This window comes from Lewinella sp. 4G2, from assembly GCF_001625015.1.
Taxonomy (GTDB): Bacteria; Bacteroidota; Bacteroidia; order Chitinophagales; family Saprospiraceae; genus Neolewinella.
In genome coordinates, this window is record NZ_LVWJ02000014.1 from 3,537,074 (window position 1) to 3,563,695 (window position 26,622).

At 54.2% G+C, this 26,622-nt stretch carries 19 protein-coding genes; 2 read left to right on the top strand and 17 right to left on the bottom strand.

Annotation, left to right across the window (positions count from 1 at the left end; all coding sequences use genetic code 11):
* Nucleotides 1-4: 4 nt before the first annotated feature.
* From A3850_RS14630 to A3850_RS14670, 9 genes are all read right to left on the bottom strand, one after another.
* Nucleotides 5-3,109, bottom strand: coding sequence for a TonB-dependent receptor (locus A3850_RS14630; protein WP_068218004.1), 3,105 nt, complete (start codon nucleotides 3,107-3,109; stop codon nucleotides 5-7).
* A gap of 78 nt (nucleotides 3,110-3,187) precedes the next feature.
* Nucleotides 3,188-5,590 carry a glycoside hydrolase family 2 TIM barrel-domain containing protein gene (locus A3850_RS14635; RefSeq protein ID WP_068218007.1) on the bottom strand — a complete coding sequence of 801 codons (2,403 nt, stop codon included), beginning with the start codon at nucleotides 5,588-5,590 and terminating at the stop codon, nucleotides 3,188-3,190.
* A gap of 180 nt (nucleotides 5,591-5,770) precedes the next feature.
* On the bottom strand, nucleotides 5,771-6,577 hold the full coding sequence (locus tag A3850_RS14640) for a T9SS type A sorting domain-containing protein (protein ID WP_068218010.1): 807 nt from the start codon (nucleotides 6,575-6,577) through the stop codon (nucleotides 5,771-5,773).
* Between the two features lie 56 nt (nucleotides 6,578-6,633).
* Entirely contained in the window at nucleotides 6,634-9,072 is a 2,439-nt protein-coding gene (locus tag A3850_RS14645; RefSeq protein WP_068218013.1) for a T9SS type A sorting domain-containing protein, read from the bottom strand.
* A 269-nt stretch (nucleotides 9,073-9,341) separates the two neighbouring features.
* Entirely contained in the window at nucleotides 9,342-11,153 is a 1,812-nt protein-coding gene (locus A3850_RS14650; RefSeq protein WP_068218016.1) for a T9SS type A sorting domain-containing protein, read from the bottom strand.
* A 145-nt stretch (nucleotides 11,154-11,298) separates the two neighbouring features.
* Nucleotides 11,299-12,774, bottom strand: a complete 1,476-nt coding sequence (gene araA / locus A3850_RS14655; RefSeq protein ID WP_068218018.1) for an L-arabinose isomerase — start codon at nucleotides 12,772-12,774, stop codon at nucleotides 11,299-11,301.
* A gap of 4 nt (nucleotides 12,775-12,778) precedes the next feature.
* Entirely contained in the window at nucleotides 12,779-13,477 is a 699-nt protein-coding gene (locus A3850_RS14660; RefSeq protein ID WP_068218021.1) for an L-ribulose-5-phosphate 4-epimerase, read from the bottom strand.
* Between the two features lie 53 nt (nucleotides 13,478-13,530).
* Nucleotides 13,531-15,198 carry a ribulokinase gene (locus tag A3850_RS14665; protein WP_068218024.1) on the bottom strand — a complete coding sequence of 556 codons (1,668 nt, stop codon included), beginning with the start codon at nucleotides 15,196-15,198 and terminating at the stop codon, nucleotides 13,531-13,533.
* Nucleotides 15,199-15,208: 10 nt separating this feature from the next.
* On the bottom strand, nucleotides 15,209-15,901 hold the full coding sequence (locus A3850_RS14670) for an NUDIX domain-containing protein (protein ID WP_068218026.1): 693 nt from the start codon (nucleotides 15,899-15,901) through the stop codon (nucleotides 15,209-15,211).
* A gap of 588 nt (nucleotides 15,902-16,489) precedes the next feature.
* Here A3850_RS14670 and A3850_RS14675 point away from each other — a divergent pair.
* Nucleotides 16,490-17,365: a pirin family protein gene (locus tag A3850_RS14675; protein WP_068218029.1), complete on the top strand. Its 876-nt coding sequence runs from the start codon at nucleotides 16,490-16,492 to the stop codon at nucleotides 17,363-17,365.
* A gap of 158 nt (nucleotides 17,366-17,523) precedes the next feature.
* Here A3850_RS14675 and acs read toward each other — a convergent pair whose 3' ends face one another.
* The 7 genes from acs to A3850_RS14710 form a co-directional block, all read right to left on the bottom strand.
* Nucleotides 17,524-19,437 carry an acetate--CoA ligase gene (gene acs / locus A3850_RS14680; protein WP_068218032.1) on the bottom strand — a complete coding sequence of 638 codons (1,914 nt, stop codon included), beginning with the start codon at nucleotides 19,435-19,437 and terminating at the stop codon, nucleotides 17,524-17,526.
* Between the two features lie 139 nt (nucleotides 19,438-19,576).
* A complete protein-coding gene (locus A3850_RS14685; RefSeq protein ID WP_068218034.1) occupies nucleotides 19,577-20,086 on the bottom strand; it encodes a hypothetical protein in 510 nt (169 codons plus the stop codon).
* A gap of 127 nt (nucleotides 20,087-20,213) precedes the next feature.
* Nucleotides 20,214-20,594, bottom strand: a complete 381-nt coding sequence (locus A3850_RS14690) for a four helix bundle protein (RefSeq protein ID WP_068218037.1) — start codon at nucleotides 20,592-20,594, stop codon at nucleotides 20,214-20,216.
* 168 nt (nucleotides 20,595-20,762) lie between these two features.
* The gene (locus A3850_RS14695) at nucleotides 20,763-22,541 is read right to left on the bottom strand and encodes a sodium:solute symporter family protein (protein ID WP_068218040.1); all 1,779 of its coding nucleotides are present in this window, start codon (nucleotides 22,539-22,541) and stop codon (nucleotides 20,763-20,765) included.
* 74 nt (nucleotides 22,542-22,615) lie between these two features.
* Nucleotides 22,616-22,882 (bottom strand): DUF4212 domain-containing protein, encoded by a 267-nt coding sequence (locus A3850_RS14700; RefSeq protein ID WP_068218042.1) that lies wholly within the window; start codon nucleotides 22,880-22,882, stop codon nucleotides 22,616-22,618.
* A gap of 223 nt (nucleotides 22,883-23,105) precedes the next feature.
* Nucleotides 23,106-23,876, bottom strand: a complete 771-nt coding sequence (locus tag A3850_RS14705; RefSeq protein WP_068218045.1) for a hypothetical protein — start codon at nucleotides 23,874-23,876, stop codon at nucleotides 23,106-23,108.
* Between the two features lie 3 nt (nucleotides 23,877-23,879).
* Nucleotides 23,880-24,647: an SDR family NAD(P)-dependent oxidoreductase gene (locus A3850_RS14710; RefSeq protein WP_068218049.1), complete on the bottom strand. Its 768-nt coding sequence runs from the start codon at nucleotides 24,645-24,647 to the stop codon at nucleotides 23,880-23,882.
* A gap of 227 nt (nucleotides 24,648-24,874) precedes the next feature.
* Here A3850_RS14710 and A3850_RS14715 point away from each other — a divergent pair, with 227 nt between their 5' ends.
* A complete protein-coding gene (locus tag A3850_RS14715) occupies nucleotides 24,875-25,813 on the top strand; it encodes a hypothetical protein (protein ID WP_157501237.1) in 939 nt (312 codons plus the stop codon).
* 12 nt (nucleotides 25,814-25,825) lie between these two features.
* Here the strand turns inward: A3850_RS14715 and A3850_RS14720 are convergent, their stop codons facing one another.
* Nucleotides 25,826-26,461 carry a DUF2911 domain-containing protein gene (locus A3850_RS14720; protein ID WP_068218054.1) on the bottom strand — a complete coding sequence of 212 codons (636 nt, stop codon included), beginning with the start codon at nucleotides 26,459-26,461 and terminating at the stop codon, nucleotides 25,826-25,828.
* Between the last annotated feature and the right edge of the window lie 161 nt (nucleotides 26,462-26,622).

Here is a 26,622-nt window from a genome sequence, read left to right on the forward strand (position 1 = left end):
GGATTTAGAAGCTGAGATTGACACCAAACGCAGTTGTCAGCGCCGTCGGGTAAGGATTATTATTACGTTCCATCTCGGGGTCGTACCCTTCGATGTTAGTCAGGAAACCGAGGTTGTTGAAGTTGAGGAATACCCGTGCAGATTGAATTGCCTTGATACCCTGCGTGGGGATCTGGTATCCAATATTGATATCCTTTAAGCGGGCGAAATAGCTGTTCTCCACGAACCGGTAATCATTCGCTCCGGAAGGGTTATTAGCTGCAGCGACGTCAACCGCAAAGCCCGGATAGATACCCTCCGGATTGAAGGAAGTGAAGATGTTCAGCGTATTCACTTCCACATTAGTTGGAGCGCCCGCACGGGTAAGCGTAAAGGGTTCGACGAAACTCTGGAAAGCATCACCCGTCAATTGGCCGTAGGCGCCGTAGATATTTATTGAAACATCGAAATTGCCATAACTCAGGTTATTCGACAGGCCAAAGGTGCCCTTGGGGTCGTAGTTGCCGATGTAGTCCACGTCGTTGATGTCAAGGACGCCATCATCATTTAAGTCGACGTAGCGAATGTTGCCGGGGACTGCATTGGGCTGGTGGTCGGGAATTTCGTCACCGACACGGATTAAGCCATTAGTCCGCCAGCCGTACTGAGCGCGGATGGGGTCATCCACTTTTACGTAGGGTTCCAATTCAACCGCTGGGTTCCGGGTTACCCACGTACTCCGGGCCGTGCCTAGCGTAAGCAAGGTGGACCAATTGAATTTTTCACTCACCACGTTCTGGGTACGGAGCGTCATTTCAACGCCAGTACTTCGGGTGGAACCAACGTTAAACGCCTGAAGGGTAATGGCATTGGACGAAGGCAATACCCGAAAGTCAAGCAAGTCGTTAGCCGTCCGGCGGAAATAATCCAGGGAGCCGGTAATCCGCTGGCCTTTGAAGAGGCTGAAATCCAGGCCGAGGTTGATCGTCACGTTGGTTTCCCACTTCAATTCCGGGTTCCCAATTTGCGATTGGACGAAACCCGTATTGAAGAGCTGCCCACCAATGAGGTAGCGGTATGCTCCGGTAAGGGAGTAAAGCGAAGAAGCGTAGTTATTATTCGCCGTAATACTCTCGTTACCCGAAGTGCCATAACCCGCCCGTAGTTTGAGTCGGTTGAGCCACTTGAGATTGTCCATGAAGGATTCCTCGTTGATCAACCAGCCGGCGGAAACACCGGGAAAGAACCCGTAGGCATTTTCTTCCGGAAAGTTGCTGGTCGCATCCACCCGTCCCGTAAACTGGAAAATGTATTTCTCCTTGAGCGTGTAGTTAATGCGGTTAAACTGGGAAAGCTTATTCCGAGCCGTCCGATTTGAGCCAACGCTACTCTGCTCCCGGTTGAAGGCGATGCCGACATTATCCAAGCCAAAAGCATCCGTGCTGAAGCCGACGGCATTCAGGAAGAAGTCCGTGAAAGTATTCCGGTAAAAGCCCGCCCCGACAATAGCTGATATCCGGCTGTCGGTAAACTGTTTCCGGAAACTGAGATAACCCTCCGTGCTGTAGTTATTCAACTTGGTATTACCGAGTTGTCCATTACCCTGGGGAACTGTCGGGAAGCCTGCGCTTACGGGAACAAAGAAACGCCGTTCCGTAGCCGTATTATCAATACCACCGGTCAGGTTGAAGTCGAGCCAATCGGTAACCTCTACCTTCAACTTCGGCGTAAGTAGCAGTCGGGTACTATTATTTTGGTTGGTGATCTCCAGGAAGCTCAAAGGGTTGGGCGTCCGTGTGTAATAGCCGCTCGAAAAGCCACCCGTCTCGGTACGCGCTGGTACATCAGGAGCAAATTGTAGGGCTGATTGCAGCAACGATGGGCTATCAATATCACCTACCTGCCCGGTAGCGACGTTATCCGCCTTCACCACGTTGTAGGTAGCGCCCAGGCTAAAGGTCACCCGCTCACCGAAGGACTGGTCAAGGTTGATTCGCCCACTAAGCCGGGAAAAATTAGAGCCTTTCAGCAGGGCGGCCTGATCATAAAAGTTGAACGAAGTAAAGAGCTTCGTCTTGCTCGTGCCGGCCGTTACGGAAATATTGTGGTCGGAAATAGTACCGTTGCGGAGCAGGAGCCCCAGGTAGTCCGTACTCTCGGGTACGTTCGCCAGTTGCTCTTCAGTAAAGAAGGGCGTGAATCCACTAATGTCCGTTCCCGTGCCGTAGGGCGCGATTCCGTTATTGAAGCGGTACTGCTCCTCGGCGAATAAGTTGGCGTTCTCCCGGAACTGCTGCGCGTTAAGCGGCTGAATGAAGTCCTTCGGAGTCTGCAAGGAGTAGGTACCACTGTAGTTGATCGAAGTACGCCCCTCGCTACCCTTCTTGGTCGTGATAAGGATGACGCCGTTGGCTGCTGCCGAGCCATAAATGGCGGTAGCACTGGCGTCCTTCAGTACGTCGATGGACTCAATATCGTTCGGGTTGATGTTCGCCAATGGGCTCCGGGCGAAGCCACCTCTGAAATTACCCGTGGTAGAGTTGAATTCCGTGGACGAGTTATTGGAAATTGGCAGTCCATCAATTACGTACAGTGGGCTATTGTCTCCATTTGGAGAGATCGCCCCGCGGATATTGATGCTCAGCGCACCACCCGGTTGGGCGGTCGGTGCGGTGATGTTCAGCCCAGCCGCCTTACCCTGCAACATATTGTCGATGGTTACCGCATTCGTTTTATCCAGGTCATCCGATTTGATGGCGGATACCGCACCGGTTACGTCCCGCTTCTGCTGTACGCCGTAGCCAATCACTACAATCTCCTCGAGCATTTCGCTGTCTGTTTCCAGCACGATTGGAAGATTGGTAGAACTGCCCACTGTTATGCGCTGAGTGGCGTATCCCGTATAGGATATTAAGAGCACATCGTCCGGACTGGCGGTAATACTGAAGTTGCCGTCCAGGTCCGTAATAGCCCCGGTGCTCGTTCCCTCCAGAAGAATACTCGCCCCAATGAGTGGTGTACCTTCCTGGTCCTGGATGGACCCCGTCCGTAAAGTGGACTGCGCTGAAAGTTGCCCCACCGTCAGGAGGAGAACAACCAACAAGCTGATCTTCGATAAAATTGATTGCATGATTAAGCTTTAATAGATAAGAAGTGTGGTCGCCGCGCTACGAGGGTCTTCCCTCAGGATCAGCCAGCGGAAAACCGATTAAGGTGTTGTCGATGTTAATTGGGTGGTGACGGCCTTCAGCCCCGGCGCGCTGGCCGTGACGGAAATTGTTCCCGCCGCTCCGGTACTTTGTACTACGACCATGCAGCGGCCGCGCCAGGCTTTCCGATTGCAGACCAAAGAGCTCTCGGTACTCCGCGGATTCGAGTTGCCCACCGCAATGATCTCACCCGGCCCGGAAATGGAAAAGGTAACGTCGGCCTCGGAATCAAAGCAGCGTGTCCCCTGCTCGTCGTTCACCACCACCGTTATGTAGCTGAGGTCCCCGCCATCCGCGCGCAGTTGCGTCCGATCCGGTGTGGCGGTTAAGTGCTTTGCCGCCGATGCGGTGACCAGGCGTTTCTCTTCGACTACTTTCCCGTCACGGTAGCCTACCGCCCGCAGTTGGCCAGGAGCGTAGGGCACCCGAAAGCGAGTACGGAATTCATTTTGTGCTGAAGTTGGTCGTCTTTCCAGCAGTTTGTCGTTCAGGTAAAGGGCCACCTCTTCGCAGGAAGAATAGACTTCCACGTCCAGCAACTCACCTTCATAACCGGACCAGTTCCAGTGCGGAACTACGTCGTCCCAGTCCCATTTTGACCAACTCTGTAAATCCGCATTCTTTTCTGGGAAGGAAGGCGTGGGGGCGTGGACGAACAGCGAAAGTTGGTCTTCCATCCAGACGGCATCGCGGTAGTAAGATTGCGGCCGCTTCCAGCCACAGATATCGAAATCACCGTTGTAAGCCAGATTCCAGGGAAAGAAAGATCCCTTTTGGGTGTAGCCCAACCAACCGATGCTCGCTTCTCCCAGGTAGTCCCAGGCCGTCCAGACGAAATCGCCAATCACGTACGGGTGGTCCAGCACCGATTGCCAGGCCCCGAAGGCTTCCCGTGGGTAGCTCTCCGACTGGTACATGATTCGCTCGGGGAGGCGGGCGTGGTCATCAGCAAATACGGTCTTGCGTCCGTGGTCGCCACCCGTTTCGTAATTGTATCCGGCGATGTCCAGCGTCGCAAAGTAGGGGTCCTTATCGTTCCCCAGACCATTGACGGCGGAGGTAACCGGGCGGGAGTCATCAATGGCTCGAATGAAATCCCCCAGCATGGCGGCCGTCTTTACGCCCTTAGGCGAACCGCGCTCCGGGATTTCGTTGCCAATACTCCACATGATGATGCTGGGGTGGTTCCGGTCCCGGAGCAACATCGACCGCAGATCGTGTGCCCACCATTCATCAAAGTACAGGCTGTAGTCCTGCGGGTTTTTCGGCTCTTGCCAAATGTCAAAAGCCTCATCGATCACGAGGATGCCAAGTCGGTCACAAACGTCCAGCAGGTGCGGGCTCGGCGGGTTATGGGAAATGCGTAGCGCGTTGAATCCGGAAGCCTTCATCAACTCTACCTTCCGCTCTTCGGCCCGGTCCAGTGCGCGGGCACCCAGTGGGCCGTTGTCGTGGTGGATGCACCCTCCTTTTAGTAAGGTCGGTTCGCCATTCAACAAAAATCCTTCGTCCGCTGAGAATTCAATGCTGCGAATGCCAAATGAAATATTCGTTCTATCCCAGGTCTTACCAGTAGACGTAAGCGTCGTTTCCAGCGTATAAAGCGCCGGGCTTGTCGTCGACCATAGTTCGGGGTCGGAAACCTTCAGGGTGAAGGCAGCCACCGGGTTAGATATGGCAACGATGTCTTCTCCACGTGCCACTTCCTGTCCATTCGGATCCAGTAGTCGGCTTACTATTTTAACTTCTTCCGACGTAGTGACCACGGCCTCCGTTTTCACGGAGACGGTAGCTACTCCCGATGTCTCATCGCTGGTCGTCACCACCGTTCCCCAGGGCTTCAGGTAGTTCGCTTCATTCACTTCCAGCCACACGTGGCGGTAAATGCCGGAGCCGGAATACCAGCGGCTATTCTCCCCCAGATTCGAGCATTTTACGGCGAATACATTTTCGCCATCTTGCTTAAGGTACGGGGTGAGGTCAACCCTAAAAGAAGTATATCCGTACGCATTCTTGCCCAGCTTCACGCCGTTCAAATACACTTGCGCATTACGGTAAACACCGTCAAAACGAACGGCTACGTTTCTCCCTTGTTCCGCTTCGGACAGGGTAAAATGCTTGCGGTACCAACCCGTACCCCCGGCAGTAAAGCCACCGTTCACTTGGCTTTCCGCGTCCGGAGAATAGGGAGAGTCAGTATTCGGGATATTGTCCTGGCTCCAGTCGTGGGGCAGGTTCACGACTTCCCACATCGAATCGTTTAGGGCAACCGCCTCGGCTCCGTAAGCGCCTCCGCGATGGAAGCGCCAGTCGTGATCAAACAACTGGTCCTCCTGCCCCGTGAGGGGTGAAGAGAAGAATAAACAAAGAAGCAAAAAGCAAGAAAGTGCTTGGTTAAGCATAGCAGATGTTGGATGATTCCGGGCACTAGCCAGGCTGGTCGACGGCTGTAAAGCAGGTCGCCAATGGAAAATGAAAATTGATTCAGTGGGCAGCCCTATCGTCAGTAATCAGTTAGTCAAGCATGACCATCTGGGCGCTGACGCGGGTACCAGGGAAAGGGGCTAGCAAATAGCCCTACCCTACTTTTTGATGAACCGACGCGCAGTGCGGTTCTCCGCCGCCAAGTAATAAACACCGGCAGTAAGGCGCTCCACGATAATTTGATCATCCGTCACGGGGCCCTGCTGCACGACGCGGCCGGACTGATCGAAAATGCGGTATTCAGTACCCCGTGGCGCGTTCGGCAGCGTGATGTACTCGGTGGCTGGGTTCGGAAAGAGAAGCGCCTGACCATCATCCTCCGTCAACCAATTGGTACTCGTAGCACCTACGGCCATCAGGCTGACGTCATCGATCCAACCGAAAGTGGCATCATTCGAATTATACAGGTAGATCTCCGCCGTGGTAGCCTCCGCTCCAGTCGTGAAGGTGACCTGTCCGGGAACAAAGATGAAACCGGTGTCGTCCACTTCCAGCGATACCTCCTCGCCGCCAAAGTTCTTGGCACCGACGAAAATATTGCCTCCCCCATTCTTGAAGTTGTACACGCTGAAGTCAAGCACGTACTCCGTATCCGGAGTCAGACCATTCACGATCTGAAATAGGTAGGCATCATTCCCGTTGGTGTAGGCTGACTGGAGCCCCGTGGCTTTTTGCTCGTCCGTCAGGCCTCCGTTACCGCTTCCGGTAACCGCAAGTTCCCACGGTAGGATGGACTCAACGTCGTCCTCAAAACCAGGATTCAGTACCAGGTTAGCAGCACTATTTAGTGTGATAGCTGTGACCGGTGCACTAGCTGGTGCGGAATTGTCCGTCAGTTGTGGCGTCAGAGAAAGGAGGAGCGACGCGGGGATCGTGTAGAAAAGGCTGGAGATAGTCGGTAACATAGTTGATCGATTTATGGTAAGTGATGGCCCTCAAGTCGGGCCTGGAAATTTGTGGCTCAGCGAATCAGAAATTTCTGAGTACTGCCACCGGTAACTTTTAAGAAATGGATGCCGGGTACCAGCCTCCGTAAAGAGATCGGTGCATCGGTCACGGTACCGGATAGGACGAGCTGACCACGAGCATCGACGATGCGGTAGGCCGTCCCCAGCTGTAAACCAGGTAGGGTAATGAAGTCAGCGGCAGGATTAGGATAGACACCACTACCCTCCTCCGCTACGCCCGCGAGGTGGACTGGAGATGAGTAAGTGGTCGCGCCATCGTACTCCGTCATCCGGAGCCGGTAGTATCTACTCTCGCTGGTCGCATCTGCGTACTTGTAAGCACGTAATTCCCCAGTGATCCCGGCAGCAGCGATTTGCGCCAGGTCCGACCATTCCTGCGCGTCGGCACTCGTTTCAATTACGTAAGCCGGAAGATTGGCGTCTTCGATGGCCTTCCAGGCGAGCAAATTGGTTTTGCCGTCTCGACGCCCACCAAACTCAAGTAGTTCCGTAGGAAGACTAGCCTGAACACAGTTCAAACTGACGTCGTCCAGCCAGGCAAAAGTGAGATCATCAAAGTTGTACAGGTAGATTTCTACCGTGGTGGCGTCCGGACCTGTAGTGAAGGATAGCGAACCCGGCACGAAAACGAAACCAGTGTCGTCGATCTCCCGCGAAACCTCCGCCCCACCAAAATTCTTGGCTCCCACGAAAACGTTGGATCCACCGTTTTTAAAATTATACACGCTGTAGGACAGCACGTAATCCGTCGACGGCGTGAGCCCCGTCACCGTTTGGTACAAATAGGCATCGTTGCCATTCACGTAGCAAGAGTAGAGGCCGCTGCTCTTTTGGTCACCCGTCACTCCCCCATTTCCAGCGCCGGTGAGGGCCAGCTCCCAGGGCGCGATGGTTGATGGGCTATCCTCAAATCCGGGGTTGACGACAAGGTTGGTACCACACACGTCGATGCTCCCGGCAAACGTCAGCACCGTAATGGAATTGGGCGCTAGGGTCACGGTATTCTCGGGGCCATTCAGGATGAGGTCATCTACCAGGTCATAAGTGGGGCAGACATCCGTAACGTCAATTCCAGTGAACTCCTGCCGTTGCGCACTGCCGGTCGGTTGGTACCCCTCCAGTTGAAGATCAACATCAGAACTCTCCGTAGACTTATTCAGTAGGAATACCCGCAATTGGTCGGATCCAGCTTCCACGCTGGCAAAGGCACGGACGGTTGTTGTACTCTGGGCCCGGACCATAAAGTCCAGCGTTTCGGTATTCAGGATGGACAGCGCAAGGCCTCCCGCCGTCAACTCATTCTTCTTGGAGAGCAGATCGGTAGGTTGGGAGGTCGGCAGGTCATTATTGATCCACCTGGACGACCAGAATTGAGAAAATTCGAGGCGGTCATCGTTGGCCAGTTGGGCCATTAGGTCGAAGTTGGCTAATGCTTGCCCGAGGTTGTTTCCCTGGTCCCAGGGTTCAGTGACTCCGGTCAATTCCTTGCTGTAGCCGTATGCTGAAATCTCCGTCATCGCAATGAACAGTCGTTCGCGGTCATCGGCATCGGCCACGTTTTCGATGGCTGCCTGCGCGAGGTCCACCACCGCAGTAGCGTCCAGCTCAGTATTCCGGTAATCGTCGTAGGTCGTAAAACCAAAGGATGGATAGGTATGGACGTCCAGCCAGTCTACGTAAGGCGCGCATTCTTTCAGCGCCAGGTCGAAGTCACTAAAATTTTCTCCGTTGATCCCGATCTTGATGGACGGGTCTACCGCCTTCATTTCCTGAGCAAACGCAGCAGCATCAATTCCGTACTGGGTATAACCGGGGTCGGACCCACCGTAGGAAGTTTCGTTAAAAGTTTCGTTGCCCAACGACCAGTACTTGATCCCATAGCCTTTAGTGATGTTAGCGTAGCGGACCCATTCTACCGCCATGGTCAAGGCCTGATCGTAAGTCAGGGAAGTGCCACTGGGGAAAGCAGGCTTGTACATACCGTCAAAGGCAACTACGATCACCGGTTCTGCGCCGAGCATCTGGCAATCCGCCATGAATTCATCAAAATCGTAGTTATCCTGCGCCCAGGTGCTATCGGCGTAGTTCCATAAACTCGGGCTTTGCGCGGGGAAATCCAGCGGACTGATCCGCGATAGACCGGCGGTCTTGGGGTCGTTGTACGGAGGTGCGGCCCAGGTATATACATCCGACTTCTCACCACCGGGGAAGCGCAAGAATTTCATCCCCCCTTCAGATAAACCTTCGGCTAGCAATCGAGCGCCGTCGGCCCGATTCTCCTGTGCGTCATTCAAGGTATTAAGGTTAACGCCAAAGGGCTGGTCGCTGACGTCATTGATCCGGCTGCCGGGGAAGATGGTCACTCGTTCCTGAGCAGAAACAGTCAGTAACGGACCCAATACCAGGGCGAGGAAGAATAGTCGGTGTAACATTGACATGATCAAAAATTTAAAACTTGGATCGTTCCGTCCTGCGACGAACACTTACCCAATTACAGGGGTAAATTTCCGTCGATTAATCAGTCGGGGTTGGGTAAATTCTCGTCGTAAAGCGGGTAAATAGTGAGCAAACCCCTTGGTTTTACTGCATTTGTCGCCAAAGCAGAAGAGGTGCCGGGAGTATTCCCGGACACCTCTTGCAAAAAGACATTCACTAAGTTGTGAAAGTCGTTAGCCTTCGTTCTGAGAAACGGAGCCAAAGCTCATCGCTTAACCAATCGGTGGGTCACTGCCCCTTCAGAAGTATCCACCGTCAGAAAGTACACGCCCGCTTTCCAAGTGCTTGCGTCGATGATAGTATTCGTAAGCTTCCCCCGCTGAATGAGCTTACCCGAACCATCCTGAACTCGGAAGGGAAGCCCCCGTAGGGAGGAGGATACATTAAACTGCCCACTGGATGGGTTCGGGAAGACTGCCGAATTTGGCGCGACGCTGGAACCCCCGTCCAGATTTTTGGAGGAATTCCTCGCGGTTTTAGTGATGGTCACTACCGTGATGGAAACGGGGTCCAGCCGGAGGCCTTTGATGACGCGCTTTGTGGTTCGTTTACTACTGTTGGGGCTTTTTCTAAAGGACACCGCATCTTCCTTCAAATTCCCACCATTGTAACTATTGTAGCTGGCTTCGAAGCCCTGCCCGGCGTTGAGGATATCCAGGTCGACGATCTCATCCCCTGCCCCTCGGTTGACCAGGAAAAGCGTGATTTTATTCGGCGTATTTAGGGAGGCATAGGCGTTGACCAATTTGCTATTTTCCGTGCATTTGATCATTTGGCCCTTTGCATTTTTAGCAATCAGGCTAACCGCTCGACCCTGTGCCGTGAGTACATTATTGTTGTTGACGGCGTTCCAGGCACTATCCCCGGATTTCGGTAGGCTGGCCACATCGTAGCGGGAACCCCAGAATTGGCTAAACGCCACCCTGGAATCGCCCATCAACTGTGCCGTCATCTCAAAATTGGCGAGTGCTTGCCCAATCGTATTGCGCTCGTACTTATTGGAACCCGCAAAACCACTGGCGGAAAACTCCGTAACGATGATCTTCGGCCGCGCTCGATTGCCACCAGCCGGGAAGGCTCTCGCGTTGGCCGATATCACTCCCGCTACCGAATTGGTAAGTGCATCTCTTACCCGATTCCGATAGGTGGCGTACCGGTCGACTCCCGCGTAGGGATACGTATGAATGGCTACAAAGTCGAATTTCTCCCTCGGTTGCAAATCAAAGACTCGCTGAACCTCGTCGTACCATTCCTTTCCGTCCGCATTGATGCCAATTTTGATCTTTGAATCGACTTTTTTCATCTCGTCGGCCATCACCTTAGCAACCTGAGCGTACGCCCTCGCGGAGGCCTTGGTGTTCCCATCAAACAGCCTTTTGCCGGCCCACTGCTTGGAGTTGGCTAACCAGGATTCATTGCCTAACTCCCAGTAGGCAACATCAATATTATTGTCCTTAGCGTATTTGACCCAGGCGGTGGCTAAACCAATGGCTTCGTTCACCAAAGTCTGACGCCGTGCTTCGTCCTTTTCCTTGAAAACATAATCCAGGGCAACCACCACTACGGCCTCCGCCTTTGCCGCCTTACAGTCCGCGATGAACATGTCGAAGTTGTAGTTCGTCTCCGCCCAGTCGCCATTGCTCCAGACTTTGCTATCGGTTACGGGGAAATCATTCGGGCCTCTTCGCAGCATGGTGGCCGTAGCGGGGTTAGGTCGGTTGATGTTGGCCGTCCACTTATAGGCATCTGCCTTTTCGCCTCCCGGGAAACGGATGAATTTCGTTCCCATGTTGTTGAACATCGTCTCGTTCTTGATCGAGGTGTTACGGTCGTTATCCGACCAGGTGTTCATGTTAAGACCAATCCTGTTTCTTGCACCCAGTTCGGAGAGGACGACATTGGGGTTAATGCTAACCGTGGTTCGCTGGGCCGCCAGCTCCTGCACCGGCCCAAGGCCGATGAGGAGCAGCAGCAGCAGTAGCGGCAGGTTTTTGATAGTTGGTAAGAAGGTTTGCATGTAACGACTATTTAAAGCGTGAAGAATTTCCTCAAATCTCTACACTCCGCTCATTACATTCGGTGGCATTTTCGTCGTAAACCGGGGTAATATTCTGCGTTGACCGTATTCTACCCGTTATTTGGGTAATCCCGTGGCAGCGGGGCTAACCCATCCTTACCCGATTCTTAATATCCAGGAGATTAGTCCTCTCATCAATCGTGATACACTCGATGCCAGTCATCGCGGCGTAGTCGTTCATCTGTTCGGCGGTCAAATTCTGGCTGTAGCCAGTATGATGAGCACCGCCGGCGTAGATCCAGGCCGCGACGCCGGTTTCCATATCCGGATGTGTTTCCCACAGCACGCGGGCCACGGGCAGATTGGGAAGATCCGCGGCAGGTACCTTGGCGGTCACCGTATTTACGATCAACCGAAAGCGATCTCCCATATCCACTACCGATGCATTCAGCGCGGGGCCACTCCCTCCCGTGAAGATCAGGCGGCAAGGGTCATCCTTACCGCCGATCCCGAGGGGATGGCAGGCGATCCGGGGTTTGTCCGCGGCGATACTGGGGCAGATCTCCAGCATGTGCGAGCCCAAGACACCTTCCTGTCCCGGTGTAAAGTCATAGGTGTAATCTTCCATAAAGCTATTCCCGCCCGGCAGGCCGTGGCCCATTACTTTCATCGTCCGGACGAGGGCAGCCGTCTTCCAGTCGCCTTCACCGCCAAAGCCGTAACCTTTTTCCATTAGCCGCTGGACCGCCAGACCCGGCAGTTGTTTCATCCCGTGCAGGTCTTCGAAGGTATCCGTGAAGGCGGTGTAGTTACCTTCCTTCAGGAAGTCTTCCATTCCCAGTTCGTTGCGGGCGCTCACTTCCAGGTTAGAGCGTCGGTCACCGCCTGGCTGAACGTTGTCGTCCAGTACGTAGGTGGTTGCATACTCCTCAAGAAGGGCATTTACTCGTTGCTGGGATATGGCGTTAATTCGCTCCACCAGGTCTCCAATCCCGAAACCGTCCACCTCGTAGCCAAAGGTCATCTGGGCGGCTACCTTGTCGCCGTCCGTGACGGCCACTTTGCGCATATTGTCCCCAAACCGGGCGACTTTCATCCTGCGTTCAGCGTCACGTCCCAGCGCTACGCGCGTCCAACTTCCTACTTTATTTTGCACCCGCGGCAGCGCCCAGTGCCCTACGATGACCTTGCGATCCAGGCCCATTTTAGTGCACAGGTGCCCGAATTCCCGCCCTCCGTGCGCGCTCTGGTGGAGGTTCATGTAATCCATGTCGATGCTCGCGTAGGGGATGTGCTGGAAAAATTGCGTGTGCAAGTGGCACATCGGTTTGGTGAGGATACTCAGGCCACGGATCCACATTTTGGCCGGCGAAAATGTGTGCATCCAGCAAATGATGCCGACGCATTCGTCGTCCATTTCGGCCGCGCGAATGGTTTGGTAAACTTCATCGGAGCCAGTAAGCACTGGCTTCCAGAGCACCCTGGTAGGGATGACTTCGTTGTTGTGCAAAGCCTCCGCTACGGTCTGGCTATTTTCCGCAACTTGTTGTAGCGTTGCCGGGCCGTAGAGGTGCTGGCTTCCGGTCAGGAACCAGAGGCTTTTGGTGGTCGTTTCGATCATAATTTTACTGCCCGTAGTAGGCATTTTTTCCGTGCTTGCGTTCCCAGTGCTTGGTCACGAGGCTGTCCTTCAAGCGGGGCGCAGCGGGGTTAATTTGTAGGGTGAGGTGGGCCATGCGTGCGACTTCTTCCAGCACTGCACTATTGTATACGGCCTTTTCGGCGGTCTTACCCCAAGTGAAAGGTGCGTGGTTACCCACCAGGATCATCCCGATTTCCATCGGGTCCAGGTTGAGTTGGGCGAGGTGATTGATGATCTGCCAACCAGTTTCGTGCTCGTAGTCTCCGGCAATCATTTCATCCGCCATCGGCGGTGCGCAGGGTATGTCGACCGTGAGGTGGTCAGCGTGGGTTGTCCCCATGATCGGTATGGGAAGTTGAGTCTGAGCCCAGGCGGTACCGTAGGTAGAATGAGTGTGCACGATACCACCGACCTCGGGCCAATTCTTGTATAATAATGCATGGGTTTTGGTATCGCTGCTCGGCCGTAAGTCACCCTCTATCAGTTCGTTATCAAAACTGAGTACAACCATATCCTCAACCTTTAACTCGGTGTAGGGAACGCCACTTGGTTTGATGGCAAATACACCACGCTCGTGATCCGCCGCACTCGCATTGCCAAAGGTGAATAGCACCAGACCCAGGTCCGGTAGTTGCATATTCGCCGCGTGGGCAGTCTCCTTAAGTTGCTGGTAATCAGACATATTATACGATATTTGCGGCGCTGGGCGCTGACGCAGGTGCAAAGCAATAGGGATTAACGGGCCAATGCCTCGGCGGCCTCCCCGAGCATGAGGTAACGGCGGAAACGTTCGTCGTACACCGCAACCAACTCAGGATTGGGCGAATACTCCGCGGAAAAACCGCCGGACATTGCCGTAACCGCAGCAGGAACATCGGGGTGAAGGCCAGCACCAACGGCGGCAAACATGGCCGCCCCCAAGGCACAGGTTTGCTCGGATGCCACGATGCGAATGGGGCGGTTCAGAATATCCGCCATCGTTTGCATCACGTAGGGTGACTTCTGGGCTACCCCACCCAGCCCAATGATTCCTTCTACCGGGATGCCCTCCTCCACGAAGCGAGTAACGATGCGCCGGGCTCCAAAACAGATGCTTTCGACGAGTGCCTGGAAGATCCGCGGCGCGTCCGAACCCAGGTTGAGCCCCGCGATTGCACCCTGCAAACGCTGGTCCGCGTCGGGCGTACGGCGACCATTAAACCAGTCTACGGCAACGATATCACCATCCGGAACTAATCGTTCTGCAGCCTCCGTGAGCTGGGGGAGCAAGCGAGATTTAGCATCGTCGATCATACGTTTGCGTAGGTCCGGGCTGAGGTTTTCGTCTTGGCTCAGGATGTTCTCCAGCGGCCAACTGAGTAGCCGTGCGAACCAGGCAAATACGTCACCAAAAGCAGACTGCCCTGCCTCGAGACCAAGCATGCCGGGTAAAACCGATCCGTCGACCTGACCGCAAATACCCTTTACCGTCTTGGAGGCGGCTGGGTGGTCGGCCGGAATGACCAACATATCGCAGGTTGACGTACCCATCACCTTCGACAATTGGAAGGGTTCGATTTGGCCTCCGACGGCACCCATGTGAGCGTCAAACGCCCCCACCATGATAGGAATCCCGGTGGGCAGGTGAAGCGCATCGGCCCACTCCCTACTCAGGTGACCGGCAACGGTATCAGAGGTATACGTCTCTTCAAAAAGCCGTTCGCGAATACCCGCTAGTTGAGGGTCAAGCGTGGTCAGGAACTTTTCTGGCGGCAACCCACCCCACTCGGGGTGCCAGAGTGCCTTGTGACCGGCGGCGCAACGGCTGCGTTTCATCTCGGTAACGTCGGTTCCACCACTCAGGAGGAAGGGAATCCAATCGCAGTGTTCCACCCAGGAAAAGGCGGCCTTCGCGACCTCGGCGTCGGCACGAATGACGTGCAGGACTTTCGCCCAAAACCACTCGGAACTGTAGGTCCCACCTTCGTATTTGGTGTAGTCCGTATCCCAGCTATGGCAGAGCGTATTAATCTCCTCCGCTTCAACTATGGCCGTATGGTCCTTCCAGAGTACGAACATCGCGTTGGGATTATCGGCGAACTCGGGAACCAGGGCTAACGGCGTACCGGTCCGGTCTACCGCTACGGGTGTGGAGCCAGTAGTGTCCGCGGCAATTCCCGCAATCCCCCTACGTACCTCTTCGCTCACACCGTTGACGACTTTTAGGACGACCTCGGTGAGGCTTTCCCGGTAGTCTAGCGGGTGTTGACGCCACTGGCTATCAGCGGGTTGGCAGTATTCTCCCTTTTTCCATCTTGGGTAGTAATGGACGCTGGCGTTCATCTCCTCACCCGTTTCGGTGCTGACGATGAGAGCTCTGACGCTGTCGGATCCAAAGTCGATCCCTAAAGTGTAGTGGTTCATGGTATTGGGGTTAGGGAGTTAGCAGAAAGGTGCCGCCATTTTTAAGGGCTTCAGCGTAGCGTTCGGGGTGGAAGCGGTAGTACCAGGCGCCCCGCTTGGAGTCGCTGAAGTCTTTCTCTTCGAGCCGTTCGATGAAATCCATCTTCTTGATGCGGCGGCGAAAATTTCCCGCGTCGATGGGGCGATCAAAAATGGCCTCGTACAGCTTTTGCAGTTGGGAAAGCGTAAAGCGTTCCGGCAACAACTCGAACCCAATGGGTTGATGCGTCGCCTGGTAGCGAAGGCGGGCAAGAGCGGTCGTGACCATCGCATTGTGGTCAAAGATCAATTTTGGTACCTCGCGCAAGGGCACCCAGTGCGCAGCGTAGCGATCGGAAAGTTGCCGGCTGACTACCGTTTGGTTCACGAGGGAATAATAGCCGACCGAGATCGTCCGCTCCACCGGGTCGCGATCCACTGACCCGAAAACGTGGAACTGCTCGAGGTACACCTGCTGCAAACCAGTCAGTTCTTCGAGCACCCGGCTGGCCGCTGCATCCAGTGATTCACCGGCACGCAGAAAGCCTCCCATCAGGGACCACCGCCCACTCGCTGGCTCGAAATTTCTTTTGATCAACAGCAGATTCAGGGCTCCGGCGTCGAAGCCGAAAATGATCGAATCGAGCGCCACCAGCAGCCGATCTTGTTGAGAATAAGGACTCATTGAGCCAAAGGTAGTTTTTAATTGTCATACTGACAATTAAAATTATTACACCGGTCTTTGGCTGAGTTTAATGCGGAGAACTAGCGCTGGAATGAGTGGGACTACTCTCTCGGACTGAAATGAATCACCCCTAGTCTTTAATCAGAATTCCTTCAAGGCAGTGTGACCGCATGAACTATTGAACCATTTACCTACACGAAAAAGGGGGATCCGAGTTTACCAATACCGACCCGACCGTGGGTGGATCCCGTGGCGGTGGTGGAGGAGGGGCTACGGGAGTCCTTATTCAGCGACCAGGCGAAGTCGAACACAGCGCCTTGATGGTCAGTGGAGGTGGATCCCGCACCATGGCCCTGCAGTTATTTGGAGTGCGCTTTACCTCTGTGAAAGGCATAAATCCACAAACTGGTACAGCTGGCGCAGCGGGCGGGGGCAGGGTTTTTGGGCGAGTAATGAGTACGTAGCCCCTACCCTACTACTAGTAAATAGCCTTTACCCAAATTTCTAATTAGATAGGCAACATCGCCCACAGCAACTCAACCTTTCAAATCCTTATTTCATTGTACCTACACACAAGTACACCTACCTATGGACCGCAAGAAATTCCTCCGCAATTCCCTCCTCGGCGCCGCCGGCGTAATTGCTGCGGGTAAGGTCAAGGCAACCGACCAACCACAGTCTACCTACGATCGCTTGCTGGAGGACGTCGGCTTCAACCACCTACCCAACGAAGAGGTCAAGTCCGGCAAACACGTTCTGCACCGGGCGGCAACGCGGGGGCACGCCAACCACGGCTGGCTCGATAGCCACCACACCTTTAGTTTCGCGAACTACCGCAACCCGGAGCGGATGCACTTTGGAGTTTTGCGCGTTTTGAACGACGATGTAGTTGCCGGTGGCCGAGGCTTCGGCACCCACCCGCACGACAATATGGAGATCATTTCCATTCCACTCGAGGGTGATCTGCAGCACAAAGACAGTATGGGTAACGTGGCTACCATCCGCCAAGGCGACGTCCAGGTGATGAGCGCAGGCACGGGGATTCGCCACAGCGAGTTCAATGCGGACCCGGCTGCGCCCGTGAAGTTCCTCCAAATTTGGCTCTTCCCTAATCGGCGGCAGGTTGAACCACGCTACGACCAGATTACGCTGGAGCCCGGTAGCACTACTGGCCAACTGCGTCAAATCTTGTCGCCCACTAAGGACGTTGAAGGGGTGTGGATTCACCAGAATGCCTGGTTCCACCTGGGCGATTTAACCTCCGGTCAACGGTTCACCCACCAACTGAAATCACCAGCCACTAATGGCGTGTACGCCTTCATCCTATCCGGCGAGTTCACCATTGATGGGCAGGACCTTGGGCCGCGCGATGGGTACGGCCTCTGGGATACCGCCTCTTTCGATCTACAGGTCAAATCTGCTGGTCGGATCCTGTTGATGGAAGTCCCCATGCAGCTGGGCTAGTTCATCCAGCTATTCGTACCACGTTGGTGCGTCACCCACTTCCCTCGCACCTGGGGCAGCGCCCGCATCCAGATTTTGCGCTGCCGCAGGTGCCAAGAAATGGGTTAAGGTGACCTTGAATTTAATTGGAGGGCTGATTTCCAAGAGCTCTCAGCTAATCAATCGGTAAGCGCCTCATCCATGATCTGTTGGACGACTTCGGGATTGAGCAGCGTACTGATGTCGCCGAGATTTGAGGTGTCCTTCCCCGCGATCTTCCGGAGGATGCGCCGCATGATCTTCCCACTCCGTGTCTTCGGAAGGCCGGGCGTGAACTGGATCTTTTGCAGTTTAGCGATGGGGCCGATACGGTCGGTGATGAGCTGATTGATCTCGTTGCGAAGATTACCGTGGTCACGGCCTTCCCCGGTTTCCTTCAGCGTGATGTAACCGTAAAGCGCGTTGCCCTTGATGTCGTGCGGATACCCGACGATGGCGCTTTCCGCAACCGCCGGGTGCTCGTTGATGGCGTCTTCAATGGGTGCCGTACCGAGGTTGTGGCCGCTAACGATAATAACGTCATCCACCCGGCCCGTGATGCGGTAGTAGCCGACGGCATCGCGGAGTGCTCCGTCACCGGTAAAGTAGGTTCCCGGGTACGCGGAGAAGTAGGTGTCGCGGTAGCGATCGTGGTTACCGTAGATCGTCCGCGCGATGGACGGCCACGGAAACTTGATGGCCAAACGTCCCTCCACGCTATTGCCTTGGATCTCCTTCCCCTGCTCATCCATCAGTACCGGTTGGATGCCAGGTAAAGGCAGGGTTGCAAAAGTGGGGATCGTAGGCGTAGAGTAAGGGATTGGACTGATCATAATGCCCCCCGTTTCGGTTTGCCACCAGGTATCGACGATGGGGCTTTTCTTTTTGCCGACGTTATCGTTGTACCAGTGCCAAGCTTCCTCGTTGATGGGTTCCCCGACAGTACCCAGGACCTTCAAACTACTGAGGTCGTGGCCGTTAACGTACTCGAGATTCTCTTTCGCTAAAGCACGAATGGCGGTAGGCGCCGTGTAAAACTGATTAACCTTATGTTTTTCGACGATCTCCCAAAACCGGCCATAGTCCGGGTAGGAAGGTACTCCCTCAAACATGACCGTCGTCGCCCCGTTGGCCAGGGGACCGTAGACGATGTAACTGTGCCCGGTGATCCAGCCAATATCAGCGGTACACCAGTACACATCGTCCTCGCGGTACTGGAAGACATTTTTAAAGGTATAGGCCGAATAGACCATATAACCACCGGTGGTGTGGACCATCCCCTTCGGCTTACCCGTAGATCCGGAGGTGTAGAGGATGAACAGCGGGTCTTCGGCGTCAACAATGGTTGCATCGCGACGAGAGTCAGCGGCTTCAAGCAATGGGGCAACCCACTTATCGCGACCTTCCTTCATCGTGACCTGGCCACCAGTTCGTTTGACTACCAGCGATGTCTCGACACCGGGGCATTCTTCTAGCGCCTCGTCGACGATCTTCTTCAGGTCAATGGTCTTCTTCCCCCGGTAAGACCCATCGGAGCAAATGACGAGTTTACAGTCGCAATCGTTGATGCGGGTTGCCAATGCCGTGGCACTGAAGCCGGCGAAGACAACGGAATGCACCGCTCCCAGTCTTGCACAGGCAAGTACGGATACGGCGAGCTCCGGAATCATGGGAAGGTAAATACATACCCGATCGCCCTTTCCAACTCCCTGATCGGACAGGACGTTGGCAAAACGGCATACCCGCTCGTAGAGATCGCGGTAAGTGATGTGTTCCGCCGCCTCAGTTGGATCGTTGGGTTCGAACAGAATGGCGGTCTTGTCTCCCCGGGTGGCTACGTGGCGGTCGATGCAATTCTCCGTGATGTTCAGTCGCGCCCCTTCAAACCACTTGATCTCCGGCTTGCTGAAATCCCACGACAACACTTTGTCCCACCGCTTCCGCCACAGGAAATGCTCTTCGGCAATCTCTTCCCAAAAGCTTTCCGGATTCCGAACGGACTTGCGGTAAACTTGCCAGTATTCTTCGAGGTGCTTGATGTGGTAGTTACTCATGTTTAGTTTTTAGTTTCTAGTAGGTAGTTTCTAGTGTTGAGTTTCTAGTAGGTAGTTTCTAGTGTTGAGTTTCTAATAGGTAGTTTCTAGTGGGTAGTTGCTCGATGTGCAAAATACGGAGGGGAGCTCGGTGCAATGATCAGTCTCTAGAAAAGTAACCGCCTCCAGCGATGACAATGCCAAGAAGGATAATGAACCAGCGGGCACCTTGGGCGGATTCGTTATAATTTTCTACGTAATCCTCGTGCCTGAGTAGTACTCCTCGTTCACTGCGGATATCATAGAATGTGATTGATGCATCCTTGCTATTAACTCTGGAGGTATCCGATTTTTCAATGGCTAGTGATACTTGATCACCCTGTCGTAATCGCTTAAACCGCTGCTCGAAACCATCTCTCAGGATACCTTTGGGAAGCTTGAATTCAGCAACGTATTTATCCAATCGCAGCCTTAGGTCTTCATCGCGCCTGGGATAGGTTAAGAATTCGGGATCTTCCGAAAGTTTCCCTGCCACTCGTACCGTATCGACCTCCTTCATATCTATCCCCCGTGGCCACACGGACAGGATGATAGCCGCTAGCACTATGACGGTGCCCAGCCCGATCCTGACGTAGTTACCCAGGCGAAGTGGACGGTTTTGGTATCCCAAGGGATGAAACTCTAATTTTACTTTTTCTGGCCTGCTTGGACTGCTTGTGGTCTCAGAATTTTCTATCTGTTAGTTTCTAGTGGGTAGTTTCTAGTGTTCATGCTGAACATTGTTCGTGCGCCACTCACTATTCTCTGTACTTACAGAATTTTTCAGGCGCTTTGATCATTGCTTGCAAAAGGCGAAGAATTTCTTCAATCAGTACTTCTGCAGCAAGGTACTGTTGATTGTCAATGTAGTTAAACCGTCGGGCGAAACGCAGCCAGGTTACGGTTTCGTTTGCTTCTCCGAGCGAATCCGTGACCTTGGAAATGAAGTGCTTTGGGTAGCGTCGCTTTCCGTAAGCCTCCGCCAAATTAGCGCAGACTGACCGGGAGGATCGCCGAACTTGATCAGTCAGACTATACTGTTCCTCTTTTGGAAATGCTTGTGATAGGTCTTGAATCATCACTGCCAAATCCTCCCCTTTACTGTAAGCGAGTAGCTTGGTAAATCCTCTAATTGCCATAGTCTTGTTTTGCTGCAAAGCTCATCTAAGGAATAGTGATTAATCGTCCTTTATGCATCTACTTGCGTTTAAATACGGGTATAGTTATTTAGTCGATACGTTTGAGAAGCTAGTAAAAGGACCAGTTCACCAGTAACTACCCACTAGCAACTAGAAACTAGAAACCGACTAATGCGTCGCCTCCCCCGCCCCACTAGGAATACGAATATTCTCCACAATCTCCTGTACCTCCAATGGCGGCGGAGCCGTGAAGTAACAGACCATCAAACTAACGACGAAGTTGATCAGCATGGCAATGGTGCCGAAACCCTCCGGGCTGATACCGAACCACCATTCACTGCTTGGAGGCAGCACCTCGTCGAACCAACCCAGTTTGTACTTGATCATGTACAGAAGCATAGCGATGATGCCTACGACCATTCCACTAATGGCACCCTCTTTATTCATCCGCTTATAGAAGATGCCCAGGATGATAGCCGGGAAGAAGGAAGCTGCGGCTAGTCCGAAAGCCAAAGCGACTACGGCGGCAACGAAGCCGGGCGGATTGATGCCGAAGTAGCCCGCCACGCAAACGGCAGCGACGGCGCTCAGGCGAGCGGCAATCAATTCCCCCCGCTCAGTGATGTTTGGGTTGACGACCTTTTTGATGAGATCGTGAGATACGGAGGCGGAAATCACCAGGAGCAAACCGGCGGCCGTTGAGAGCGCAGCGGCAAGAGCTCCCGCGGCAACAAGGGCAATAACCCAATCCGGCAAGTTGGCGATCTCGGGGTTGGCCAGGACCATGATGTCGCGGTCGACGTACAGTTCGTTAGCGGTAGCCGGATTAGCGTTCGTGGTGACTCGTGCCCCGTTGGCAGCCCGGACTTCTCCGTCATAGGCCGGCTTCCCAACGAAAGCGGAACCGGGGCCATACTGGACGATTCCGTCGTTATTTTTATCCGTCCAGGCGATGAGGCCGATGCCTTCGTAATTCTTCAGCCAGGCGGGTTGCTCCGTGTAGGCCTTGCCCGCCACGCTGTCGATCATATTCGTTTTGGCGAATACGGCGATGGCCGGCGCTGCCGTGTAGAGGATGGCGATCAGCAGCAGTGCGTATCCGGCACTCTTACGGGCATCCTTCACCCTTTTAACCGTAAAGAAGCGGACGATCACGTGCGGCAAACCCGCCGTACCAACCATAAGGGCCAAGGTGATGGCGAAAACATCCATCGTTGATTTAGATCCATCGGTGTAGGCACTGAAACCAAGTTGAGTACTCAGGCCGTCCAGTTTATCCAGCAGGAAAGTGCCGGAGCCATCCGCGAGGGTACTACCCATCCCCAACTGTGGAATTGGGTTGCCCGTCATCTGTAAGGAGATAAAGATGGCCGGCACCATGAAGGCAAAAATGAGGACGCAGTACTGAGCTACCTGCGTGTAGGTGATTCCCTTCATGCCCCCAAGGACAGCGTAAAAAAGTACGATGATCATGCCGATGATGACTCCGGTATTGATGTCGACCTCCAGGAAGCGGGAAAACACCAGGCCTACCCCCCGCATCTGCCCGGCTACGTAGGTGAAGGAAACCAGCAGGGCACAAAAGACGGCGACCAGTCGGGCGGTATTCGAGTAGTACCTGTCCCCAATGAAATCGGGTACGGTGAATTTGCCGAACTTCCTCAGGTATGGGGCGAGTAGGAGAGCCAGCAGAACGTAGCCCCCCGTCCAACCCATCAGGTAGACGGAACCATCGTAGCCGGAGAAAGCGATGATGCCCGCCATGGAGAGGAAGGAGGCGGCGCTCATCCAGTCCGCGGCGGTTGCCATTCCGTTGGCCAGGGGAGATACGCCACCGCCAGCTACGTAGAACTCCTTGGTGGAACCGGCCCTTGACCAGATAGCAATCCCGATGTACAGGGTGAAGGTGAGCCCGACCAGTAGGTAGGTCCAGGTTTGAACGTTCATGAGCTTAAATTGAGGTGGGTCCGGACGGTAATGGGGAGATCAAATTCAGGAATAACACTTTACGTAAAGCTGTATCACCCTTCGTCGTAGCCGTACTTCTTATCCAACTTATTCATGAGCCGGACGTACACGAAAATGAGTACTACGAATACGTAGATCGATCCCTGCTGCGCGAACCAAAATCCAAGTTTAAAGCCTCCGAGTCTGAAGCCGTCCAGCTGTTCTTTAAAGAGTATTCCCGCACCGTAGGAGACGAGGAACCAGATCACCAGCAGGATTGTCAGGTAGCGGAGGTTTTCCTTCCAGTACGCCGTAGCGTTTTGGTCTTTGGGGGTAGGCATGTGGGTGGTCGACTTAAAGCGAAAGTGAAAACATCGTGGCTGGTGCGACGGTATTTTCACCGTAACGCAGCCTCATTACGAAGGTGAACTTACCCAATTTTACTGGCCGGTGGGGAATGTCAGGCGGTAAATGTGTCCCCGAAGAAAGTGCAAAGGATTGCTTTTGGTGGATTGCCGTTCTCTGCTAAGGGCTGCACCATCAATGGTAGTCTATTTCACCAATCTAGCGCCAGATCCACCACCACGTTCTTACTGGCGTTACGGGAATCCAGTGTCCGTAGAGCGCGTTCACCAGACCGAGTATGAAGCCTATTATGAGGAGCCACCCGATCCATTTGCCCCGCACCCGCGTCAGCGCCCCGTACTTGAAATACTTTTCGCCGTTGACCGATTTGATGGTCGCGCGGGAGTAATTGAGCGACATGCCCGCGGCGAATAACAGCAAAATTGGTTGGAAGACCAGGCTGGAAGCCAGTCCCAACAGGGCCACAAATACGACCTGCCACAGTGGAGCCTCCCGGCCTTCACTCAGCGCGGACTGCCGTTCCCGAAGGCGATCTCGGATAGGACGTAACTCCAAATCTACGCCCCGGCGCAGCAGCAAGTTGCGCGCTACCACGGCGGATTCAATCCCGTACCGCTCTTCCCGGTCGAGGATGGCGAGCAAGCTCTCGTCGGTATAATCCGCGTAGGGGTGGCTGAGGATGGCATCTCCCGTCCAGGCATCTTCGGCGGCCTCCCGGATCAGGTAGCGCGCCGCAGCAAAGCTGTTTGTGGGGATTTCCAGGTAGTAGGCAGGTTGAAGCGCCGTACCCATGATGACGTTCTCCCGCCACTGCCCACCATTCTGGTTGGACTGTCTTACGCTGATATTATTGCCTTCGAGCAGTTGTGCGGTCGCCTCCATATCTTCCAGCCGGATGAAGTGATCGAAGACCGCAAAGTCACCGGGCAACGCCGAACCATCCAGAACCATTTGCCGCTTGTCGCTCATGACCTAGTGAAGATAACTCGCTCCGTTGAGGTCCATTACCGAACCGGTGGTGAATTGCGCTTGCGGCGATGCGAGAAAGAGGATGGCCGTCGCGACTTCATCAACGGTGGCCACCCGGTTGAGCGGGCTTTGCGCCTTCACGGCTGCGCCCGCCGCACCCTGCAGGTGAGGGCGGGCCATGGCTGTCTCAATAAATCCCGGAGCGATGGCGTGAACGGTAATGTTATCCTTCCCCACCTCCTGGGCGAGCGACTGGGAAAGTGCGTGAAGACCAGCTTTTGCCGCTCCGTAGCCGACCTGCCCCGCCTCGCCACGGTAGGCACCCCGACTGCCGACGTTGATGATCTTACCGCCACCCTGCTTCCGCATCAGTTGGATGGCGGCGAAAGAGGCCGCCGCTGGGCCCATCAGATTTGTATTCATGGTCAGCTTGAATATCTTGAACCACTCATCAAAGCTCAAACCTCCATCAACTGAATGCTTGAGAAAAATGCCAGCATTATTGACGAGAATATCCAATCCTCCGAGTTGTTCGTGGGCCCGTTCAACGAGTTGATGGGCGGATTCGGGCTTGCTGACGTCAGCTTGCAAGAATACGTGACCTTCGCCGGGTAGACTGGACATTACCTCACGCGCTCCTTCTTCATCCCGGTAGTAATGGATAGCAACCTGTGCACCTGCCTCCGCGAATAGACGGGCCGTTGCGGCACCGACACCCTTACTGGAACCGGTGACGAGGACTTTCTTTCCTGCATGACTAAGGGTGATCATTGAGAGCGTTTAAGGATTGGTGCTTTACAGCTTTAGCTTCGCTGCTACTTCGTGGTGGTTTGTTGGTGCTTTAGCTATCGCTGCTACTTCGTGCTTTGGTGCTATGGTGCTATGGTGCTTGGTGCTTGGTGCTTTGGTGCGATAAAGTTACCGTAGCCTAAAAGTTGCCGCCGAAGATATACTTTTCCGGGCACCGCGGCGTATTGTAACCGGCCATTCTACTTACTATGCGAGTTATCCTGATTCTACTGTTTTGCTGCCTCACGCCAATGGTGCTTTCCGCTCAAGCTAAGAGTCTGAGTAAGAAAGCGATGCGGGAGGTACAGGCCCAGGAAGAGAAACTGGTGGGCCTATCCTACGTAATGCATACGGATAGCTCCGCCGACCAGCGCTTTGCGGCGTGTCGGGAACTGATCAAGGAACTCGTGGAGACACTGAAGACGCCCAATAGCTACTCCTACCCTTTTGATTCCTTGCGGGGAGTCGTCGTAAAGGAGTCACCAGATCAAAAATTTCGCATCTTCAGCTGGGAGCTACACGTGGATGCCGACCTCTATCGACACTACGGGGCCATCCAGTTTAATGAGTCCAAATTGAAGCTGATTCCCCTAATGGACCGTGGCGATGAACTACGGGAAAACCCGGAAAACGTGGTGCTGACGCCCGACAATTGGCTGGGCTACGTGACTTACGATATCGTCCCCGCCGGCAAGTACAACGGCGAGACCATGTACTTCCTCTTCGGTTTCGATCGCTATGGTAAGTTCCGCCGCCAGAAGATTCTGGATGTGCTGACCTTCGATCAGTTTGGCAAACCCAGTTTCGGCGCCCCGGTTTTTCGTACGTATACCCCCGAGGGATTGTTAATGGAAGATCGGAAACGGATCATTCTGATGTACGGTGCGGAGTCCGCCGTCGTGATGCGCCACGACATCTACAACAATCGGATCATTTACGAGAACCTGGTGATGATGCCAGGAAATAGTGGTGAAGGCCCCGTCAACGTGCCGGATGGTAGCTACCACTCCTTGGAGCTGGATGACCAGGGCATTTGGTTCGAAGTAGAAAAAGTGTTCGACCACAAATACGAAGAAGCCCCGCGCGAAGCTGGGAAGGCTCCGGCGGGGCAAGATTTGTTCGGCCGCCCCAAGGGGACGGATAACTAGTATAAGGTCAGCTTACTTAGCTGCCTTCTGTACGGGGAACATTACGGCGAGGTCGGCCCACATCAGCTTGATGTTGTCACCGTCAAGCGCGAAGTCCATACGTTCCGCTGAGGAACCAAGCTCCTGAGACATACCCTTGATGACTACTACGTCATCCTTCTCATCGTAGTCGTAAGCACCCCACTGGTCAGCTTTCTTGTTGAACATGACCGTCCAGTCCGTTTTGCTGTTGGGGCGAGTAAATAGCGCGTAGGTGCCGGCGGCAAGCTTCTTGCCTTCCTTACCCACAAGCACGGGTTCTTTAAAGGTGATGCGAGTCGCTTCGTTGGCACCGGTGCGCCATACCTTTTCGTAGGGGACGAGGTCGCCGTAGATCGTACGGTCATTCACCGCTGGGCTACCGTAGTTGATAGTAACGGGAACATTGGCAATCTGCCCTTCCAGCTCCTTACGGGGTGATTTGATCTCGCCGTCGATGGTCTTGATCACGAAGTTCTCACCGGTCACTTCCGTATCCGAGGCTACCGGAGCAACGGGATTAGGCGTGGTATCCACCGTAGTTTCTTCGTCGGTACTCGTAGAGGCAGTGTCTTGGCAAGCGGTAAAGGCAAACAGGCAAAGGGCCAGAATGGTAGTAAGTCTGAACATTGTTGAATGGTTGTTTTTACACCGAACGCCTTTGGGGGGAAAAGGTCGATTGAGGAGGGGGATTTTTTTGGTGCTTTAGCTTCGCTGCTACTTCGTGGTGGTGCTTTAGCTTCGCTACTACTTCGCGGTGGTGCTTTGGACCGAAAACTTACAGCGGTGGC